General features: G+C 46.6%; 17 protein-coding genes and 1 rRNA gene. 7 read left to right on the forward strand and 11 right to left on the reverse strand.

Features of this window, described 5'->3' with window-relative positions; translation table 11 throughout:
- Positions 1–3: 3 nt before the first annotated feature.
- The 11 genes from AC4EHB_RS10900 to rpmH form a co-directional block, all read right to left on the reverse strand.
- On the reverse strand, positions 4–717 hold the full coding sequence (locus AC4EHB_RS10900) for a DUF554 domain-containing protein (RefSeq protein ID WP_490975573.1): 714 nt from the start codon (positions 715–717) through the stop codon (positions 4–6).
- A gap of 81 nt (positions 718–798) precedes the next feature.
- A complete protein-coding gene (locus AC4EHB_RS10905) occupies positions 799–1,632 on the reverse strand; it encodes a ParB/RepB/Spo0J family partition protein (RefSeq protein ID WP_490981467.1) in 834 nt (277 codons plus the stop codon).
- Positions 1,625–2,386 carry a ParA family protein gene (locus AC4EHB_RS10910; RefSeq protein ID WP_135500506.1) on the reverse strand — a complete coding sequence of 254 codons (762 nt, stop codon included), beginning with the start codon at positions 2,384–2,386 and terminating at the stop codon, positions 1,625–1,627. Before AC4EHB_RS10910 ends, AC4EHB_RS10905 begins: the two co-directional genes overlap by 8 nt.
- 173 nt (positions 2,387–2,559) lie before the next feature.
- Positions 2,560–3,441 carry a nucleoid occlusion protein gene (gene noc / locus AC4EHB_RS10915; RefSeq protein ID WP_490981468.1) on the reverse strand — a complete coding sequence of 294 codons (882 nt, stop codon included), beginning with the start codon at positions 3,439–3,441 and terminating at the stop codon, positions 2,560–2,562.
- 113 nt (positions 3,442–3,554) lie between these two features.
- Complete coding sequence (rsmG, locus tag AC4EHB_RS10920; protein ID WP_490981469.1) at positions 3,555–4,268, reverse strand: 16S rRNA (guanine(527)-N(7))-methyltransferase RsmG; 714 nt, start codon at positions 4,266–4,268, stop codon at positions 3,555–3,557.
- A gap of 81 nt (positions 4,269–4,349) precedes the next feature.
- Positions 4,350–6,239 carry a tRNA uridine-5-carboxymethylaminomethyl(34) synthesis enzyme MnmG gene (gene mnmG / locus AC4EHB_RS10925; RefSeq protein WP_490975577.1) on the reverse strand — a complete coding sequence of 630 codons (1,890 nt, stop codon included), beginning with the start codon at positions 6,237–6,239 and terminating at the stop codon, positions 4,350–4,352.
- 22 nt (positions 6,240–6,261) lie between these two features.
- Positions 6,262–7,647: a tRNA uridine-5-carboxymethylaminomethyl(34) synthesis GTPase MnmE gene (gene mnmE / locus AC4EHB_RS10930; protein WP_490975578.1), complete on the reverse strand. Its 1,386-nt coding sequence runs from the start codon at positions 7,645–7,647 to the stop codon at positions 6,262–6,264.
- Between the two features lie 298 nt (positions 7,648–7,945).
- Positions 7,946–8,689 carry an RNA-binding cell elongation regulator Jag/EloR gene (gene jag, locus AC4EHB_RS10935; RefSeq protein ID WP_490981470.1) on the reverse strand — a complete coding sequence of 248 codons (744 nt, stop codon included), beginning with the start codon at positions 8,687–8,689 and terminating at the stop codon, positions 7,946–7,948.
- Positions 8,686–9,537: a membrane protein insertase YidC gene (gene yidC, locus AC4EHB_RS10940; protein ID WP_490975580.1), complete on the reverse strand. Its 852-nt coding sequence runs from the start codon at positions 9,535–9,537 to the stop codon at positions 8,686–8,688. Before yidC ends, jag begins: the two co-directional genes overlap by 4 nt.
- 61 nt (positions 9,538–9,598) lie before the next feature.
- Complete coding sequence (gene rnpA, locus AC4EHB_RS10945) at positions 9,599–9,940, reverse strand: ribonuclease P protein component (protein WP_490975581.1); 342 nt, start codon at positions 9,938–9,940, stop codon at positions 9,599–9,601.
- Between the two features lie 82 nt (positions 9,941–10,022).
- Complete coding sequence (rpmH, locus tag AC4EHB_RS10950) at positions 10,023–10,160, reverse strand: 50S ribosomal protein L34 (RefSeq protein ID WP_144839691.1); 138 nt, start codon at positions 10,158–10,160, stop codon at positions 10,023–10,025.
- Positions 10,161–11,201: 1,041 nt separating this feature from the next.
- Here rpmH and dnaA point away from each other — a divergent pair.
- The 7 genes from dnaA to AC4EHB_RS10985 all read left to right on the forward strand — a co-directional run.
- Complete coding sequence (gene dnaA / locus AC4EHB_RS10955) at positions 11,202–12,548, forward strand: chromosomal replication initiator protein DnaA (RefSeq protein ID WP_490981471.1); 1,347 nt, start codon at positions 11,202–11,204, stop codon at positions 12,546–12,548.
- Positions 12,549–12,720: 172 nt separating this feature from the next.
- The gene (gene dnaN, locus AC4EHB_RS10960; RefSeq protein ID WP_135500497.1) at positions 12,721–13,857 is read left to right on the forward strand and encodes a DNA polymerase III subunit beta; all 1,137 of its coding nucleotides are present in this window, start codon (positions 12,721–12,723) and stop codon (positions 13,855–13,857) included.
- A 107-nt stretch (positions 13,858–13,964) separates the two neighbouring features.
- Entirely contained in the window at positions 13,965–14,204 is a 240-nt protein-coding gene (gene yaaA / locus AC4EHB_RS10965; protein ID WP_490975583.1) for a S4 domain-containing protein YaaA, read from the forward strand.
- Complete coding sequence (recF, locus tag AC4EHB_RS10970; protein ID WP_490975584.1) at positions 14,194–15,306, forward strand: DNA replication/repair protein RecF; 1,113 nt, start codon at positions 14,194–14,196, stop codon at positions 15,304–15,306. The genes yaaA and recF overlap by 11 nt, the downstream gene beginning before the upstream one ends.
- 265 nt (positions 15,307–15,571) lie before the next feature.
- Positions 15,572–17,500, forward strand: coding sequence for a DNA topoisomerase (ATP-hydrolyzing) subunit B (gyrB, locus tag AC4EHB_RS10975; RefSeq protein WP_490975585.1), 1,929 nt, complete (start codon positions 15,572–15,574; stop codon positions 17,498–17,500).
- Positions 17,501–17,533: 33 nt separating this feature from the next.
- The gene (gene gyrA, locus AC4EHB_RS10980) at positions 17,534–20,116 is read left to right on the forward strand and encodes a DNA gyrase subunit A (protein ID WP_490981472.1); all 2,583 of its coding nucleotides are present in this window, start codon (positions 17,534–17,536) and stop codon (positions 20,114–20,116) included.
- A gap of 359 nt (positions 20,117–20,475) precedes the next feature.
- Positions 20,476–20,675, forward strand: a 16S ribosomal RNA gene (locus tag AC4EHB_RS10985); the annotation flags it as partial.

Consider the following 20,675-nt stretch of genomic DNA (forward strand, 5'->3'; position numbering starts at 1 on the left):
CAATTAACCCAAATTCAGTTTAAACATAACCGTGACGATGATCGCAACAACTAACACTCCTGGCAATAAATTGGCAACCCGCATTTTGGTGACGCCCATCAAATTCAAACCGATGGCGACAATCATGACGCCGCCGGTCGCCGTCATTTCAGTAATAAACATATCAAGCGCCGCTTCCGGTATCAACAAGCTGATTTGTGTAGCGAATAGCGCAATCAGCCCTTGGTAGACGAAAACCGGGATAGCAGCTAGCAATACACCGATGCCAAGCGTCGATGCCAGGATGATTGAAGTGAATCCATCAATCAGCCCTTTTGAGATCAACACGCCGTGTTCGTTTGCCAAGCCGCTTTCAAGTGCGCCGATAATGCCCATAGCGCCGATGACGAAAATTAGCGTAGCCGTTACGAACCCTTGTGCGATGCTTCCTTTGCTTTCTTTCGCACCCATTTTGACCTCAATCCAATGGCCGAAACTATTCAACTTCTTATCCAGGTCGATCCACTCGCCGATCACCGCCCCAAATACGAGACTGATGATAACTACTACAAAGTTCTGGCTTTGGATTCCCATTTGCAAGCCCAGTACGACAACCGCCAAACCAATCACATACAATACCGTTTCCTTCATCTTTTCAGGAATATTACGAAGTGCCCGCCCGATTAACGTGCCGACAACGATTAAAACGGCGTTAATCAATGTCCCTAAGAGAACCATCTATTCATTTCCCCTTCCGCCTGCGCTTCCCTGTTCTCTGCATAGCAGAGCCTATTCCCTTTTAAGAGGAATAGGCTCGACTTAGTTTAGGAGTTCAAGGATGCGTTCCAGGTCTTCTTCAGAGAAAAATTCGATTTCGATTTTCCCTTTATTTTTCGTTTTTTTGATTTGGACACTCGTTCCGAAGCGGTCTCTCAGCTCGGATTGCTTTTCTTCTATAAAGAGATCTTTTTTCTTTTCAATTGTTTCACGTGGAACATCTTCATTCAGACGCTGCACAAGATTCTCTAATTGACGGACGTTCAAGCTTTCTTTTACTACTTTTTCCGCTGTTTCCGGAATCAGTTTCTTGGAACGCAGGCCAAGAAGCGTACGGCCGTGGCCCATTGTCAGCTTCTTGTCCGAGATCATCTCGCGGACTTTTTCTGGCAGGGCGAGCAGCCGCACATGGTTTGCGATGTGTGGACGGCTTTTTCCGAGGCGGAAAGCCAGTTGTTCTTGTGTCAGGCTCAATGCTTCCATCAGCTTTTGGTAGGCTTCCGCTTCTTCAATCGGCGTCAAATCTTCACGCTGAAGGTTTTCCAGAATAGCAAGTTCCATCATTTGCTGGTCATTCAACTCTTTGATGATGGCCGGAACTTCTTCCAATTTCGCGAGTTTAGCCGCTCGGAAACGCCGCTCCCCCACTACTAACTCAAAATTATTACCTTTTTTGCGGACCACCACAGGCTGAAGGATGCCGTGTTCTTTGATCGACTCTGATAATTCCTGCAACGCCGTGTCATCGAAAACTTTCCTCGGCTGGTAAGGGTTCGTGCGCAATTGGCTGATATTGAGCTGTGTGATCTTTTCTGTCTCGCTCAATGATTCGCCTGGGAATAACGCGTTAATCCCTTTTCCTAATCCTTTAGCCATTACGAATCACTTCCCTTGCTAAATCTAAGTAGACTTCTGCGCCTCTGGATTTTGGATCATAAATAATGATCGGTTCGCCGTGGCTTGGTGCTTCGCTTAACCGGATATTCCGTGGAATAATCGTCCGGTAAACTTTATCCTGGAAATACTTTTTCACTTCTTCAATAACCTGCAGACCTAAATTCGTCCGGGCGTCGAGCATGGTCAATAAAACACCGTCGATTTCCAGGTCATGATTTAAATGCTTCTGCACCAAGCGCACTGTGCTCAGCAGCTGGCTCAATCCTTCTAATGCATAATACTCGCATTGAACGGGAATCACAATTGCATCAGAAGCTGTCAATGAGTTGATCGTCAGCAATCCCAATGATGGTGGACAGTCAATGATGATGTAATCGTACATTTCTTTGACTTCCTGCAACGCTGTCTTCAGCCGAACTTCCCTCGACATTGTCGAGACCAATTCGATTTCCGCTCCCGCTAGTGAAATTGTGGCAGGTACGACATGGAGATTTTCTACTTTCGTCTCCATAATCGTATCTTTCACGTCCACATCATCAATGAGCACTTCGTAAATACATTGGTCTACATCGCCTTTGTTGACACCTACTCCACTAGTGGCGTTCCCTTGCGGATCAATATCTATTAAAAGGACCTTTTTGCCCAAATAAGCAAGGCAGGCACTCAAATTCACTGAAGATGTCGTTTTTCCTACGCCGCCTTTTTGATTGGCGATCGCAATAATTCTACCCACACTTGCACCAACTTTCTTTCATACTTCTCTCATTTTACTGCGCACACAGAGTTAATACCATCTATAATACATAAAATAATGATATATCTTTATCTATTGTAGCAAATCAATGTACAAATTAAGGTTACATTCATATTAAAAAAGCTCTTTCCGCCGTGGGAAAGAGCTTTTCGCTATTTTTTCTTCGGGATTTTCACCGTAATCTGGTAATATTCATCGTGTTCTTCTTCTTCCGTGGATACATCAATGCCGCTTTTTGACACCATCGTCAACGATTGCTTGATGGTGTTGACGGCAATGCGCACATCACGGCTGAAAGCTTTGCGCCGCGGCTTTGCCTTTTTCGGCTCGGTCGACAAGAGCTTCTCCACTTTCAGCTCAAGCTGCTTTACATTCAGGTTCTCTTCCAATGTTTCATCGAAGAGCTTTTTCTGCATGTCCCCGTCTTTGACTTTTAGCAGCGCACGCGCATGGCGCTCCATCAATTTGCGGTCAAGCAATGCCTGCTGGATCTCCGCCGGCAATTTCAGCAGCCTTAATTTATTGGCAACAGTCGACTGCCCTTTGCCAAGGCGCTGGGCAAGCGCTTCTTGTGTAATGCCATGGAGTTCCAGCAGGTTTTGGTAAGCATTCGCTTCTTCAATCGAAGTCAGCTCTTCCCGCTGCAAATTTTCTATCAACGCGATAGAAGCTGTTTCTTTATCGCTCAGATTGCGGACAATCGCCGGCACTTCATCCCAGCCAAGCGAAGACATGGCGCGGAAACGACGCTCCCCTGCGATGATTTCGTAATGGTCGCCTGTTTCTGTCGGGCGCACCACAATCGGCTGTATGACGCCGTGCATATGGATGGTGCGGGCCAGCTCTTCAATCTTTGCTTCATCAAAGACGGTCCGCGGCTGGAATTTATTGGCGCTGATTTTATCCCGCGGAATTTTAACAACTTCCTCGGAACTTTCTGCCGCCTCTTGGACTTCCGGTTGTTCATTAACTTGTTCTGTTGGTTCATTTGCTTTATCGCTGCCCCCAAAGAACCGGGAGAAAGGACTTTTCATCCTCAAGCACCACCTTTTAAAAAGCTCACTTGCATAGTATTCGCTATTCCGTGACTCGATACCTTTATGTCAATGTTCCACGTGAAACAATAACTTTCTTGGGTCTTTGTTGCTTAAGCAATGGGTGATTTGTTCGGCATTCCCGGTTTGCGCGGGTATTTCTTCGGGGTTGCTTTGAATTTGCGGAACACTTGAATATAGCGTTCACTTTCTTCCACTGGCAATTTAAACGAATATACGTTCTCCTTTTTAACACCGAGCTTTTCCAACGCTTTTTTGGCGTCTTCCAGTTCATCAGGCGCCGAAGCGGCTTTCATCGCTGCGAATAATCCGCCGTTCTTCACAAGCGGAACACACAATTCTGCCAGGACCGACAAGCGCGCTACTGCTCTGGCAGTCACCAAGTCATATTTTTCACGGTGCTCTGACTGGCCGAAATCCTCCGCCCGCGCATGGACAAAACGTACGCCGGACAAGTTCAGTTTGTCACTTAAATGCGTCAGAAATTGAATCCGTTTATTCAAGGAATCGACAATCGTCACTTCAATGTGCGGGAAACAAATTTTCAACGGAATACTTGGGAATCCGGCACCCGCCCCCACGTCGCATAATTTCATCGGCTTCGTGAAGTCCAGATAGAAAGCGGCAGTAACCGAATCGTAGAAATGCTTCAAATAAACAGAAGGCTGATCCGTAATCGCTGTCAGGTTCATCTTTTCGTTCCACTCGACCAGTTCTTCGAAATATGTCCGGAATTGAGCCAATTGTCCGTCCGTAAGCTCAATCCCTTTCTCACTGAGGGCGTCTTTGAATTGTTGTTCGTTCATGCGCTTGTTCCTCCCTCTTCCGTTCTGTTTTCTATGTAAAAATGGGCTGGCGCAAACCAGCCCACATTTTATCGTTATCACTTAACTGGATATTTTCGCAATTCTTCCTTGTTCAATATACACCAAAAGAATCGAAATGTCAGCAGGGTTCACGCCGGATATGCGTGAAGCCTGTGCTATGGAGAGCGGCCGGACTTCCGTCAGCTTGCCGCGGGCCTCGGTCGCAATCCCGGAAATCGCATGGTAATCGATGTTTTCTGGAATTTTTTTGTTTTCCATTTTCTTCAGCTTATCGACTTGCTGCAACGATTTTTCGATGTAGCCTTCGTATTTAATGTGGATTTCAACTTGTTCTTTCACTTCTTCTTCCAGCTCCACTTCGGAAGCCGTCAGCTGGGAAATCATTTCATAGGTCATTTCCGGACGCTTCAACAGATCTGCTCCGCGGATGCCATCTTTCAGCTCACTGCCCCCTGCATCCCGTATGGCTTGCTGGGTAGTTTCGGTCGGCTTGATCATGATGGCTCTTAAACGCTTGATTTCATCTTCAATCCGCTCTTTTTTCGCGATGAATTTTGCATAGCGTTCAGCTGATATCATGCCGATTTTAAAACCAAGTTCCGTCAAGCGCATGTCCGCATTGTCATGGCGCAGCAATAAGCGGTATTCCGCGCGCGACGTCAATAAACGATACGGTTCATTGGTCCCTTTTGTCACCAGATCATCGATCAGGACGCCGATATAAGCGTCCGAACGGCTCAAGATGACTTCTTCTTTGCCCAGCACTTTCGCTGCCGCATTGATACCTGCCATCAAGCCTTGCCCCGCTGCTTCTTCGTAGCCTGACGTGCCGTTGATTTGGCCTGCCGTGTACAGATTTTCAAGCTGTTTCGACTCGAGCGTCGGCCATAATTGCGTCGGTACGATGGAATCGTATTCAATTGCATATCCAGCACGCATCATTTCGGCTTTCTCAAGCCCTGGGATGGATTCCAGCAGTTGGCGCTGGACGTGCTCAGGCAAACTTGTCGAAAGCCCTTGTACGTAAACCTCGCGCGTATTGCGCCCTTCCGGCTCCAGGAAAATCTGATGGCGCGGCTTATCATTGAAACGAACGACTTTATCTTCGATGGACGGACAATAACGAGGCCCTGTCCCTTTGATCATTCCAGAATACATTGGCGACAAATGCAGATTGTCATCAATGATCTGGTGAGTTTTTTCGTTTGTATACGTCAGCCAGCAAGGCAGCTGGTCCATGATGAATTCCGTCGTTTCAAAGCTGAATGCACGCGGCACATCATCTCCCGGCTGAATTTCAGTCTTGCTGTAGTCGATCGAATTGCTGTTTACGCGCGGCGGCGTCCCTGTTTTGAAACGCACGGTTTCAAATCCGAGCGCTTCCAGGTTTTCTGCCAGCTTGATCGACGGCTGCTGGTTGTTCGGACCGCTTGAATAACGCAGATCCCCGATGATGATTTCTCCGCGCAGGAATGTTCCCGTCGTAATGACAACGGATTTGGCGCGATAAATGCCGCCTACCTGTGTGATCAACCCTTGGACTTTGCCATCTTCAACGATCAATTCTTCAGCAATGCCCTGGTGGAGCGACAAATTCGGCTCTTCTTCCATCAAACGCTTCATTTCCTGCTGGTAAAGCACTTTATCGGCTTGCGCACGCAAAGCGCGCACTGCCGGCCCTTTTGCTGTATTCAACATTCTCATTTGAATGTGTGTTTTATCGATAACGCGCCCCATGGCTCCGCCAAGTGCGTCAATTTCGCGTACTACGATGCCTTTTGCTGGTCCGCCGATTGACGGGTTGCAAGGCATGAATGCGATCATATCCAGATTCATCGTCAAAACGAGCGTTTTTGCGCCCATCCGTGCTGATGCAAGAGCAGCTTCCGCTCCTGCATGGCCAGCGCCTACGACGATGACATCGAACGTGCCTGCTTCGTATTGTGGCATGTCCGTTCATTCCCTTCGAGTTTTATTTCCCTAGACAGAACTGCGAGAACAATTGGTTCAATAATCCATCATCCGCGGTATCGCCGATGATTTCCCCAAGAAGTTCCCACGTTCGCGTAACATCAATTTGGATCATATCCACCGGCACGTCCATTTCGGCCGCCTCAATGGCATCTGAAATGGTTGCGTGCGCTTGGTGAAGCAAGGAAATGTGGCGTGCATTGGAAACGTACGTCATATCCCCTGATTCAATCGATCCTTCAAAAAATAGCTTCGCAATAGCTTCTTCCAGCTGGTCGATGCCTTCTTCTTCTATTAAAGAGGTGGTGATCAACTGTTTGTCGCCTGCGAGTTTTTGCACTTCAGCCAAATCGATTTTCTGCGGCAAATCAGTTTTGTTGATAACGACAATGTAATCCATGCCTTTCACCGCTTCAAATAACAAGGCATCTTCCGGCGTCAGCGCCTCCGAGTAATTCAGCACGTAAAGAATGAGATCCGCTTCTTTCAGCACTTTCCGGGAGCGTTCGACGCCGATGCGTTCAACGATGTCTTCGGTTTCCCGGATCCCGGCAGTGTCCACTAAACGCAGCGGCACTCCACGGACATTGACATATTCCTCTATTATATCACGGGTTGTGCCCGCTATTTCTGTGACAATTGCTTTGTTTTCCTGCACCAAACTGTTGAGGAGTGAAGATTTTCCGACATTCGGGCGGCCGACAATGACCGTAGAAAGCCCTTCTCTCAGAATTTTCCCTTGCGACGAGGTCTGGAGCAGTTTATCGATTTCACTGCGCACCCATTGCGCTTTTTCCAGCATAATCGGGCGTGTCATCTCTTCCACGTCGTCGTATTCCGGATAATCGATATTCACTTCCATTTGGGCGATCGATTCCAGCAGCGCCTGGCGCAATGTGCCAATCAGTTTCGACAAACGCCCTTCCATCTGATTGAGCGCAACATCCATGGCGCGGTCCGTTTTGGCGCGAATCAAATCCATCACCGCTTCCGCTTGGGACAAATCGATGCGCCCGTTGAGGAATGCGCGCTTCGTGAATTCCCCTGGCTCCGCCAAACGTGCACCTGCACGCAAAACGAGTGCCAGCACCCGATTGACAGAAACAATGCCGCCGTGGCAATTAATCTCGATGACATCTTCGCGTGTGAAGGTTTTTGGCGCCTTCATGAACGATACCATGACTTCTTCGACGATTTCCTCCGTCCACGGATCGTTGAGATGGCCGTAATGTATCGTATGGGTGGCTTGTGAAGCCAAACTTTTTCCGCTTGGCGCCTGGAATATGCGATCAGCAATCCCGATAGCTTCCGGCCCGCTCAATCGGACGATTGCTATGGCCCCTTCACCGCTCGGCGTGGATATCGCGGCTATTGTATCGAATTCCATGTTATTGTATCCTCCTTAGTATCAAAAAAAACGTAACAGCTTCTGCAAAACGCCGAAGCCTGAAATGTAGAACCTGAAAATTATCCCCAAGATTTCTCTAGCCCGGGATTCACCATTGCGCTTTAAAAGTTGTCCACATGTGGACAACCGGTAAATGCCCGTGACTTTCTAACATATTACATTAGCATAAATGCCTTTATTCGGAAAGGGTGAGCGCTCCGTTTCCTTTTATTTTTTACCGGGCTTCCTCCCCATAAAAAGAGCCGCCGAGAAATTCTCGGCGGCTCTTTGCTATTTATTATCTTAGAGGTTCAATGACCAGATAACGATTCGGTTCTTTTCCTTCTGAATACGTGTCGATATCAAGCCGCCTTGACAGCGCCTGATGGATAACTTTCCGTTCATAGGAAGGCATCGGCTCAAACTGGACGCGGCCGCCTGTGCGGATTGCTTTATCAGCCATCCGGTCAGCCAGCTGCTCCAATGTTTCCTGGCGCCGCTCCCGGTAATTCTCGGCATCGAGCTCAACGATCATGAATTGGTCCGAATGCTTATTGGCGACAAGCTGTGCTAATTGCTGAAGGGAATTCAACGTATTGCCACGTTTTCCGATCAGCATCGCCACTTTTTCACTTTCCAGATAAAAACTGACTTGCTTGCCTTTGCGCTTATGCGTGATTTTCAGGTCTTCGATGTTCATGCCTTTTGAAATCGATTGGATGTAAGCTTTGGTTTCTTCAATTGCCCGCTCGTTCAACTCTTCGGACGCTTCTTCGACCAATTCCTCTAAAATTTCTTTCGGTTCACTGGAAACAGCCTCAACTGCTGCCTCTTCTTCCTCCATTACTGGAGGATTTTCCGCAGGCTCGAGTTCTTTCACAGTGACTTGAACTTCAGCTTGCTTTGATCCGAAGCCTAAAAATCCCTTTTTTTCGGTTTGAATTACATGAACTGTGACTTCTTCACGAGTTACTTGGAGTTTTTCTAATGCTGCAGATATCGCGTTTTCAACAGTAAGACCCGTTTGCGTAATCTGTTTCACTTTTTAGCCCCTCCTGCTTTCGTTTTAACAGGCTGTTTCGTTTGTTTCACTTGTTTCGTCTGCTTTTTGCCTACAGGTTGCTTTTCAAGCTCAACAGCCGCCGAAGCAACTTTCTTTTTCTTTTCCCACGGACGATAAATAACCAGGTTCTGAATAAGGGAAATAATATTCCCGATTACCCAATACAATGTCAATGCTGATGGCAAGATGATACCAAATCCGATAATCATCAGCGGCATGAAATACATCATGATTTTCATCTGCGGATTGTCCATCGCCGGCCCCGTCAATAGAACCACAAACTGCATCAAACCGGCAATGATTGCCAAAATGATACTTGGTTCAGCGAGCGGGAAAATCAAGAACGAACCCAAATCGATCGTCGGTGTACTGTTCATCCGGCTGATTGCGTGGTAGAAGCCGATCAATACTGGCATCTGGACCAGTACCGGCAAGCAGCCAGCCATTGGATTGACACCGCGCTCTGAAAACATCGCCATCATTTCCTGCTGGTATTTCTGCTGCGTTACCGCATCTTTCGATTTGTACTTTTCTTTAAGTTTCGCCAAATCCGGCTGAAGTTCCTGCATGCGCTTCGAACTGCGCGTCTGTTTGACCATCAGCGGCAATAAAGCCACCCGGATAATGATTGTTACAGCAATGATTCCCAATCCGTACGTTCCAAGCAGTTCTTTAAAATACGTTATCGCTGAAACCAGCGGCCACACGATAAATTCATTCCAAAATCCTTCGCTGTCGGCACTGATCGGCTGTTCAAACTCAGTACAGCCGGCTAGCAGCAATGAAACCGCTATCAGTGAAATAAGCAGTGCAATGCGTTTATTCAACCTTCTTCCCCCAAACTACTTTTCAGTTGCTTCTATAATAACATTCAATTTGTGGTGTTTTCTAGTTCTTTGGCAAAGCGCGTGCGATTTTCAGCACATGCTCCAAACTCTTTTTGCTTTCGTGGTAATCCAAATCGGCCGCCTGTTGCCGGGCGATAATGACATAATCGGCGTTCTGCATCAAATCCGCGTGGTTTTCAAGAAATGCCTGCCGAATAAAACGTTTAATGCGGTTTCGCGTAACTGCGTTCCCCACTTTTTTGCTGACGGACAATCCCAGGCGAAATTCCGGCTGATCGTCTTTCAATACATAGACGATAAACTGGCGATTCGCGAAAGATTTCCCTTTTTTGAAAATCCGCTGAAATTCTTTATTCTTCTTAATCCGTTGGTGCTTATTCATTTTTTCACCTGCTTATTGTGGTTCATTTCTGCTGAAAAATCGGCAGAAAAGAAAAAAAAGACCACTGATGCGGTCAGTGGACTTAAGCTGATAGTACTTTTCTTCCTTTACGACGGCGTGCTGCGATTATTCTACGTCCGTTTTTTGTGCTCATACGTGCTCTGAAGCCGTGTACTTTGCTGTGTTTACGTTTATTTGGTTGGTATGTGCGTAATGTCATTGGTGACACCTCCTGAATATAAGTTAACTATTTCTCAAAGACAGTCTTGACTATTATATAGTCGCTGTGCATCAAATGTCAATATCTTATTGAAAAAGATGCCTGTTGGCGATTTTTGTGAAAGCTAAGTCTTATTTGATGTGTAGATCCGATATTCCGCAAAACAGCTACGCTTGCCGCGGGCGAGCGCCAAGCCTCCTCAGTCGCTTCGAAAACCTTGTGCTTCTGCATCGCTTCGCTAGCTTCGTCGCAGGCAAGACTTACCCGAAGCCTGCGAGGGCAAGTCTTTGCGACGAAGCGCATAGCGCTGCAACGCACTTTAATGTCTCGAAGCTAGCGAAGCGTTGCAGGGACAGAGACAGGAGCAGTAAGGTTTTCTCCGCTGTTTTGCTTCATATCTAGAGACCAGAATAAACTAAAGAGAATATATCTTTCATATTATAAACTAGATAAAAATTAGTATCTGGTAACTAGAAATTTCTTTGAATGAAGCGGAAGGCGGCGACTCCAGCGGGAGCAGTGATGGAGCAAAGCGACAGAGCGACGAGCTGAAGACCCTGGACTGAGCGCAGCGAAGGAAGCGGCTGAAGCCGTGCCCGCGGAACGCTTCCGCCTGAAGCGGAATGAAAAGCGACTCCAAAAGTTTCTTTCTACCCTCTTTCTCCCCCCTTCTCTTAATATAAAGTTATCCACATACCCTCCAGAAAAATTATATTTCCCTGTGCAGCATTTTTTTGGTAAACTATTTTATCCACACCCCTTATCTACAACTTCCTCACATAAGAACCCCCTGTGGATAGAATTATTGTGTGTAATAATTGTAATGTGGATAACTTAATTAATCGCTTGTAATGTCTCAATTATTTTGATAACATTAACTTGTTTTCACTTGTTGATAATTTTTCGTACAAAAAACTTATCCACAAACTGTGGGTAAGGTGTGGACAGTTAATAAACGGTCTGTTTGTAAGTGTTATCCACAGGCTGTGATTTTGTGTATGGTATACTAAAAAAATATTTACATATAAAGGAGAAAAGCTATTGGAACACTTAGACGAAATATGGTCAAGTGTCTTAGCCCAAGTTGAAACAAAAATCTCCAAACCCAGTTTTGAAACGTGGTTAAAGTCAACAAAACTTTTGTCTTATCAGAGCGATACAGTCACAATATCAGCGCCAAATTCGTTTGCACGTGATTGGTTGGAAAACCATTACGTGCATTTAATTACTGGAATCCTTTCAGATTTGACGGGCGATGATCTGCTGATAAAGTTTGTTGTGCCCAAAAATCAGGATATGGATGATTTTCAACTACCAGCCCCACGCGTAAAGCCTGGCCAGAATGAGCTGCAGGAATTTCTTCCTGGGATGCTGAACCCGAAATATACATTCGATACGTTTGTAATCGGGTCCGGCAACCGTTTTGCCCATGCTGCCTCGCTAGCGGTCGCTGAAGCGCCAGCTAAAGCATATAATCCGTTGTTTATCTACGGTGGAGTTGGACTTGGCAAGACACATTTAATGCACGCAATCGGACATTACGTCCTTGAACACAACCCGAATGCCAAGGTGGTTTATTTGTCTTCGGAAAAATTCACCAATGAGTTCATTAACTCGATCCGAGACAATCAGACCGTCGATTTCCGCAATAAATACCGTAGCGTCGACATCTTATTGATTGATGATATTCAATTTTTGGCTGGAAAAGAGCAGACGCAAGAGGAATTCTTCCATACATTCAATACACTGCATGAAGAATCGAAACAAATCATCATCTCCAGCGATCGGCCGCCGAAAGAGATTCCGACCTTGGAGGATCGCTTAAGATCTCGCTTTGAATGGGGGCTTATTACCGATATCACACCGCCGGATCTTGAAACTCGCATTGCGATTTTGCGCAAAAAAGCGAAAGCTGACGGCCTTGATATCCCGAATGACGTCATGACGTATATCGCCAATTCAATCGATTCAAATATCCGGGAACTTGAAGGGGCATTGATCCGGGTAGTGGCTTATTCTTCGCTGATCAACCGTGATATGAGCGCTGAACTGGCCGCTGAAGCTTTAAAAGACATCATGCCGAACTCAAAACCGAAAGTCATTACGATTTTAGACATTCAGAATGCCGTCGGCGATCAATTTAATGTGAAATTGGAAGATTTCAAGACAAAGCGCCGGACAAAGGACATTGCCTATCCGCGCCAAGTTGCAATGTATTTGTCCCGGGAAATGACGGATTTTTCGCTGCCTAAAATTGGGGAAGAGTTCGGAGGGCGGGACCATACGACGGTCATCCATGCCCACGAGAAGATTTCGAGGATGCTGAAAGACAACCAGCAGCTCCAGCAAGATGTTAAAGATATCAAAAGTACACTCGGCAAAGGCTGATTTTGCTTGTGGATAACCCACGAAATGCCCAACGGGTTTGTACACAGTCTATCTACATGTGGATAACCCGCTGTGATTCGGAATTTTAGGCTTATCCACATATTCACAGGCCCTACTACTATTATTACTTTAAAAGCATTAAATAAAATATATATATAAGCGAGGTTCGAGAATGAAATTCGAGATAATGCGTGAACGATTAGTCGAAGGTTTAAATGATGTAATGAAAGCGGTAAGTTCAAAAACGACGATTCCGATCTTAACGGGAATTAAAATGGATGTTTCTTCAGAAGGAATGAGATTGACAGGAAGTGATTCAGATATCACAATCCAGACATTCATCCCGGCTGAAGAAGATGGCGAACAGATTATTCGCGTATCCCAAGGAGGAAGCATTGTCCTTCAGGCAAAAGTATTTGGGGAAATCATCCGTAAATTGCCGACAAACGATGTTGAAATCGAAATTACGGGGAACTTCCAGACGCATATCCGCTCAGGGAAATCAGAATTCCATTTAATTGGACTGGATGCAATGGATTATCCACAGCTTCCTGAAATCCAAGATGACCGATTATTCTCGATTCCTGCGGACCTTTTGAAAACAATTAACCGCGAAACGATATTTGCAGTGTCTAGTTCTGAAACGCGACCTGTTTTGACTGGCGTTCATTGGGAAGTAAAAGACGGGGAATTGGTTTGTGTCGCAACTGACAGCCACCGTTTGGCGCGCCGCAAGACTAAATTGGAAACTTTGCCGGAAGATGAATACAGCGTAGTTATCCCAGGCAAGAGCCTGAACGAACTGAACAAAATTTTGGATGACAATTCCGATCCGGTTGAAATCGTTATGACGAACCAGCAGGTTTTGTTCAAAACGAAACACATCCTATTTTTCTCCCGTTTGCTGGAAGGCAATTATCCGGATACATCCCGCTTGATTCCTGCTGAATACAAAACGGAAGTTACAGTCAATGGACGTTCTTTGCTGCAGGCAATTGACCGTGCGTCATTATTGGCACGTGAAGAACGCAATAATGTCGTGCGCTTCTCGACAAATTCAGGCAATGAAATCGAAGTTTCTTCTAATTCACCGGAAGTAGGGAAAGTTGAAGAGCAGCTTCAAGCACAAAGCATTGAAGGAGAAGACTTGAAAATTTCGTTTAGTGCAAAATTCATGATGGACGCCCTTAAAGCAATTGATGGGCAAGATGTGCTGATTCAATTCACAGGACCTATGCGCCCATTTATTTTGAAGTCCGCTTTGGACGATTCGATTTTACAGCTGATTCTTCCTGTCCGAACGTATTAAAAAACAAAAAGACCCTCGAGGATAGCCTATACGGCTATCCTTTTTACTTTTTACCCTAAATAGGGTAAAATAGAGGGATAGACTATGAAGCGAAGGATGAGTGCATTTTGAAAGAAATAGGTATTGAGACAGAATTTATAACACTAGGCCAATTGCTTAAGATGACTGACACAATCAGTTCAGGAGGAATGGCAAAATGGTTCCTTAGCGAACATGAAGTTTTCGTCAATGGCGAAGCTGAAAATCGCAGAGGCAAAAAACTCCGCCCGGAAGACACCGTATCGATCCCAGAAATCGGGGAGTTTCGTATTGTGGTAGCTGAAGGCTTGAGCTTCGATGTGGATTGAGCATCTCGAGCTTTCGAATTATCGGAACTACGAAAAGCTTGAACTGACATTTTCGCCGGGCATTAATGTTTTTATAGGAGAAAATGCGCAAGGGAAGACCAATATCATGGAATCGCTGTATGTGTTATCAATGGCAAAATCGCATCGGACGGCAAATGATAAAGAATTGATACGCTGGGAATCTGAATATGGTAAAATTAAGGGTGATGTGCATCGTAAATACGGTAAATTGCCTCTTGAAATTATCTTGTCGAAAAAAGGCAAAAAAGCGAAAGTCAACCATCTTGAACAACGGCGGCTTAGCGATTATATCGGGCAATTGAACGTCGTCATGTTCGCGCCCGAAGATCTTCATCTCGTAAAAGGCAGCCCGCAAGTGCGCAGGCGCTTTATCGATATGGAAATCGGTCAGATTTCTCCAGTCTATTTGCATGATTTATTGATGTACCAAAAACTTTTAAAACAACGAAACCACATACTTAAGCAACATTATGGAAAACAGGCAATCAATGATGTCATGTTCGACGTATATACAGAACAATTTATCGAAGCAGCGGTGAAAATCATCCGCAAACGCTACCAGTTTATGGAGCTGTTGCAAAAATGGGCTGAACCGATCCATTCCGGAATTTCCCGGGGGCTGGAACAACTTCAAATCCGCTATCAGCCGATCAGTGGACTAAAGCCTGAATGGACGCCCCAAGAAATGGCGTCTTTTTTAGAGCAAAAACTTATAGAGGTAAGGAAACGGGAAATTGAGCGAGGAGTGACGCTTATCGGCCCTCACCGCGATGATCTCCAATTTTTCGTCAATGGCTATGATATTCAGACTTATGGTTCTCAAGGCCAGCAAAGAACAACGGCTTTGTCGCTGAAACTGGCTGAAATCGAACTGATCAAACAGGAAGTCGGAGAAGCACCGGTGCTGTTGCTGGATGATGTGCTGTCGGAATTGGATGATTATAGACAATCGCATTTATTGAATACGATCCATGGCTCGGTCCAGACGTTCGTCACTACGACCAGCGTGGAAGGGATACAGCATGAAACCATTCAAAATGCTCGCCTTTTCGAAGTTGTGAAAGGCGAAGTCAAGGAGTGATTTCCCGTTTATATCTCAATAAGCACCGAGCAGACCATCCAGGCCAGCAGGATTATCGCTGTCATTTCAACTCGAAATTACGCGCCGTCCGCTTTTACGCGGCTGCTCGTACCGATAGATAAAGTGAAATCATTCGTGATCACGGATGATTTCATTTATGGATCGCCCTTGAAGGCGCAGGCCATCATTAAACAAATCATGGACATTGGGCCATTAGCAAAAAAAATGTAAAAAAGAATGCAGTAAGGAAGAGCAGGTGAACGGAATGGCAATGGAAGAAAAAAATCTTCAACCATCTTATGAAGCTAGTCAGATCCAAGTTCTTGAAGGGTTGGAAGCTGTCCGCAAAAGACCCGGGATGTATATTGGTTCCACAAGTGCGAAAGGGCTTCACCACTTGGTTTGGGAAATTGTTGATAACAGCATCGATGAGGCGCTTGCAGGCTATTGCGATGAAATTCAAGTCACGATCGAACCCGACAACTGGATTCGCGTCGTCGATAACGGACGCGGAATTCCAGTCGGCATGCAGGAAAAAATGGGGCGTCCGGCTGTAGAAGTCATTATGACTGTACTCCACGCCGGCGGTAAATTCGGCGGCGGAGGCTATAAAGTTTCCGGTGGTTTGCACGGCGTTGGCGCATCAGTGGTAAACGCTTTGTCTGAAGTCACGGAAGTTTACGTGAACCGGGACGGCAAACGCCATTACATCAAATTTGAACGCGGAGCGGTGACTGAAGAACTGCATGTCATCGGCGACGCTGAAAATACGGGCACGACGATTCGTTTTAAAGCGGATTCCGATATCTTCAAGGAAACGACTGTTTATGAATTTGATATCCTGGACCACCGTCTGCGCGAACTTGCTTACTTGAACCGCGGGTTGAGAATTGTGGCAAGTGATGAACGCGAAGGCGAAGAAAAAGAGAAAATCTACCACTTCGAAGGCGGCATCAAATCTTACGTCGAACATCTGAACAAATCCAAAGACCCTCTTTACGAAGAGGCGATTTTTGTTGAGTCTGAAAAAGATGGCATTACTGTCGAGGTTGCGATGCAATACAATGCGGGCTATGCCGCCAATATTTTCTCTTTTGCCAATAATATCAATACGCATGAAGGCGGAACGCATGAATCCGGCTTTAAGACAGCATTGACGCGGGTCATCAATGATTACGCGCGCAAAAACGGCATGCTGAAAGAACAAGATCCGAACCTGACAGGCGATGACGTTAGGGAAGGGTTGACTGCGATCATCTCGATCAAGCATCCGGATCCGCAGTTTGAAGGCCAGACCAAAACGAAACTGGGCAACACAGAGGTGAGCCCAATCGTCAATAATTTATTCTCAGCCGGTTTTGAACGCTTTCTTTTGGAAAATCCATCCATTTCTCGCAAAGTTGTTGAAAAAGGGATCATGGCTTCCCATGCCCGAATGGCGGCAAAAAAAGCGCGTGAATTTACACGCCGCAAGTCGGTACTCGAAGTTTCGAGCCTGCCGGGTAAATTGGCGGATTGTTCTTCACGCGATCCGAAAGTCAGTGAAATCTACATTGTTGAGGGAGACTCTGCAGGAGGTTCAGCCAAATCAGGCCGTGACCGCCATTTCCAGGCGATCCTGCCGCTGCGCGGTAAAATCCTGAACGTTGAAAAAGCGCGCCTTGACAAAATCTTGTCGAATGCGGAGATCCGCAACATCATCACAGCGCTTGGTACGGGAATCGGAGAAGAGTTCAACTTGGAAAAAGCGCGCTACCACAAAGTCGTCATCATGACTGATGCTGACGTCGATGGTGCCCATATCCGCACATTGTTGCTGACATTCTTCTTCCGTTACATGCGTCCGTTGATTGAAGCGGGCTATATCTACATTGCCCAACCGCCATTGTTCCAGATCAAGCAAGGCAAGCATATAGATTATGTATACACTGATGCACAGCTAAAAGAAGCGCTTGGCAAACTGCCGAGCACGCCTAAACCGAATATCCAGCGCTATAAAGGGCTCGGCGAGATGAACGCTACACAATTATGGGATACCACAATGGACCCGGATGTACGGACATTGCTGCAAGTTACGCTGAACGACGCCATGACCGCGGATGAAACTTTCCACATCCTGATGGGTGACGACGTGGAACCGCGCCGGAACTTCATTGAGGAAAACGCACGTTACGTTAAAAACTTGGATATTTAATTTGGATCGAGTAGTTGAGAGGAGGCTGCGGTTATGGCTGAACGGCCGAGCAGTGGTGTTGAAGAAATAAATATAAGCACGGAGATGCGCACGTCCTTTTTAGATTATGCAATGAGCGTTATCGTTTCCCGTGCCTTGCCGGATGTGCGCGATGGGCTGAAGCCTGTTCATCGCCGCATCCTTTATGCGATGCATGACTTAGGAATTACTTCAGATAAAGCCTATAAAAAATCAGCGCGTATCGTCGGGGATGTAATTGGTAAATACCATCCACACGGTGACAGCGCGGTTTACGAAACAATGGTACGGATGGCACAGGATTTCAGCTACCGTTATATGCTCGTTGACGGGCACGGCAACTTCGGTTCGGTTGATGGCGATGCAGCAGCTGCAATGCGCTATACCGAATCGAAAATGTCGAAAATCGCAATGGAAATGCTACGCGATCTGAACAAAAACACGATTGATTATAAAGAAAACTATGATGGCCAAGAAAAAGAGCCGGTCGTCTTGCCTAGCCGATTCCCGAACTTGCTGGTTAACGGTACGTCAGGGATTGCAGTAGGGATGGCAACGAACATTCCGCCCCATCATTTGGGCGAAACGATTGACGCGGTTTTGGCATTAGCTGAAAACTCGGCAATCAGCACGGAAGAATTGATGGAATTCCTTCCAGGCCCTGATTTCCCGACAGGCGGGATTATTCTTGGACGGAGCGGCATCCGCCGAGCTTATGAAACTGGCAAAGGGTCAGTTCTGATCCGTTCTGTTGTTGAAATTGAAACAAAGCCGAATGGCAAAGAAGTCATTCTAGTGCACGAACTTCCTTATCAGGTCAATAAAGCACGTTTGATTGAAAAAATTGCGGAGCTTGTGCGCGACAAGAAAATTGACGGCATCACCGACCTTCGCGATGAATCCGACCGCAACGGCATGCGGATTGTCATCGAAGTTCGCCGCGATGCAAGTGCCAGCGTATTATTGAACAATCTCTATAAACAAACGGCGATGCAGACAAGCTTTGGGATCAATATGCTTGCACTGGTTGACGGCCATCCGAAAGTTCTTGGATTGAAAGAGGTTCTCTACCATTACTTAGAACATCAAAAAGTGGTGATTCGCCGTCGTACGCAATTCGATTTGACGAAAGCGGAAGACCGTGCGCACATCCTAGAAGGCCTGCGTATTGCGCTCGACCATATCGATGCGATCATCGCATTGATCCGTGGTTCTCAGACGGCGGAAGAAGCCCGCAACGGTTTGATGAGCGATTTCAATTTGTCGGAACGACAGTCCCAGGCTATTTTGGATATGCGTCTGCAGCGTTTAACTGGCCTGGAGCGCGACAAAATTGAAGAAGAATATCAAGCGCTTATTAAGCTGATTGATGAGCTTCGTGAGATTTTGGCGAATGAATACCGCATCCTTGAAATCATCCGTGAAGAATTGAATGAAGTGAAAGAACGTTTTAGCGATGACCGCAGAACGGAAATTACGACAGGCGGCGCCGAAATGTTCGAAGATGAAGACTTGATTCCAAGAGAAGCATCTGTCATCACGTTGACGCATAATGGTTACGTTAAACGCCTGCCGGCTAACACGTACCGCAGCCAGAAACGTGGAGGGCGCGGCGTACAAGGAATGGGCACGAACGACGACGATTTCGTTGAACACCTTCTATATACGTCAACTCATGACACGATCTTGTTCTTTACGAGCAAAGGGAAAGTGTATCGTAAGAAAGGCTATCAGATTCCTGAATACGGACGGACTGCGAAAGGCTTGCCTTTAGTCAACTTGCTGGAGATCAGCAAAGACGAGAAAGTGACAGCAGTAATCCGTGTCGAAGAATTCAAGGACGATGATTTCTTCTTCTTTACAACACGCGATGGCGTCAGCAAGCGGACACCGGTTTCTAATTATGCCAACATCCGCCAGAACGGCTTGATAGCGATCAGCCTGCGTGAAGAAGACGAATTGATTTCCGTGAAGCTGACGGACGGCAAGCAGGAGATGGTCATCGGAACGCGCGATGGCGCATTGATCCGTTTCCCGGAAACTGATATCCGCAGCATGGGCCGGACAGCAAGCGGCGTGCGAGGCATCCGTTTGCGCGAAGGCGACAGCGTCGTCGGCATGGAAATCCTTGAGCCGGGAGACAATATTCTGGTCATCACTGAAAAAGGTTATGGCAAGCAGACGAAAGAATCCGAGTATCGCGTCCAGTCAAGGGGCGGTATGGGGATCCGGACGTGCCAGATCACTGACAAGAACGGACCGCTTGTAGCGGTGCGCACAGTCAATGGAACAGAAGACATCATGCTGATCACGATCAAAGGCATTCTGATCCGCATGGACGTCAATGATATTTCTACGACTGGAAGAAGCACGCAAGGCGTCCGCCTGATCCGTCTGTCGGAAGATGAGACGGTGGCGACAGTGGCCCGCGTGAAGAAAGATATCGAAATTCCGGAAGATGCTGAAGAGATGGAAGCGGAGCTGGATGAAGCACTTATTGAAGAAAGTGCCGGAGCAGACGTCTACGCAGAAGATGAAGCAGTGGCTAATGAGACAATCGATGATGTAGAAGAAGAAATAACAGAAGACGATGAGTAATCTTCAAGCCCGCTGAGCGATCAGCGGGCTTTTATTTTGCCAAAAACGAAAGCGGATTTTGAATTTTAAGCTGACACGAAATTCTGAAAAGTTTCCTCAGCGAAAAAGAATTTACTGAATGAAGAATTTCTCTCGTAAAGTGTTGACGCGGCGGAATGAGCATGGTATATTAATCAAGTCGCCAATGAGCGCGGCACAAACATGAACCTTGAAAACTGAACAGCAAAACGTCAACAACACGCAACGGCCGCGCAAAACGGCCCGCGCACAAACTACTGATCAGCATCACGCAGATCAAAGCGAATCGTGCGTCTTCGGACGGCGATGCGCCAGCAGTATTGAGCAATCAACACTACTCTATAATGGAGAGTTTGATCCTGGCTCAGGACGAACGCTGGCGGCATGCCTAATACATGCAAGTCGAGCGGAACGTCGGGAGCTTGCTCCCAACGTTTAGCGGCGGACGGGTGAGTAACACGTGGGCAACCTGCCCTGCAGATCGGGATAACTCCGGGAAACCGGTGCTAATACCGAATAGTTTTTTGCCCCTCCTGGGGCG

The sequence above is a fragment of the Planococcus sp. TJ-302 genome (genome assembly GCF_058268455.1).

What these genes read in the sequence shown, in the direction of transcription:
- AC4EHB_RS10900 (WP_490975573.1), bottom strand. Translation starts at nt 717, where the DNA reads ATGGTTCTCTTAGGGACATTGATTAACGCCGTTTTAATCGTTGTCGGC.
- rsmG (WP_490981469.1), bottom strand. Translation starts at nt 4,268, where the DNA reads ATGAACGAACAACAATTCAAAGACGCCCTCAGTGAGAAAGGGATTGAG.
- noc (WP_490981468.1), bottom strand. Translation starts at nt 3,441, where the DNA reads ATGAAAAGTCCTTTCTCCCGGTTCTTTGGGGGCAGCGATAAAGCAAAT.
- AC4EHB_RS10905 (WP_490981467.1), bottom strand. Translation starts at nt 1,632, where the DNA reads ATGGCTAAAGGATTAGGAAAAGGGATTAACGCGTTATTCCCAGGCGAA.
- rpmH (WP_144839691.1), bottom strand. Translation starts at nt 10,160, where the DNA reads ATGACATTACGCACATACCAACCAAATAAACGTAAACACAGCAAAGTA.
- dnaN (WP_135500497.1), top strand. Translation starts at nt 12,721, where the DNA reads ATGAAATTCGAGATAATGCGTGAACGATTAGTCGAAGGTTTAAATGAT.
- gyrA (WP_490981472.1), top strand. Translation starts at nt 17,534, where the DNA reads ATGGCTGAACGGCCGAGCAGTGGTGTTGAAGAAATAAATATAAGCACG.
- recF (WP_490975584.1), top strand. Translation starts at nt 14,194, where the DNA reads ATGTGGATTGAGCATCTCGAGCTTTCGAATTATCGGAACTACGAAAAG.
- mnmE (WP_490975578.1), bottom strand. Translation starts at nt 7,647, where the DNA reads ATGGAATTCGATACAATAGCCGCGATATCCACGCCGAGCGGTGAAGGG.
- rnpA (WP_490975581.1), bottom strand. Translation starts at nt 9,940, where the DNA reads ATGAATAAGCACCAACGGATTAAGAAGAATAAAGAATTTCAGCGGATT.
- mnmG (WP_490975577.1), bottom strand. Translation starts at nt 6,239, where the DNA reads ATGCCACAATACGAAGCAGGCACGTTCGATGTCATCGTCGTAGGCGCT.
- gyrB (WP_490975585.1), top strand. Translation starts at nt 15,572, where the DNA reads ATGGCAATGGAAGAAAAAAATCTTCAACCATCTTATGAAGCTAGTCAG.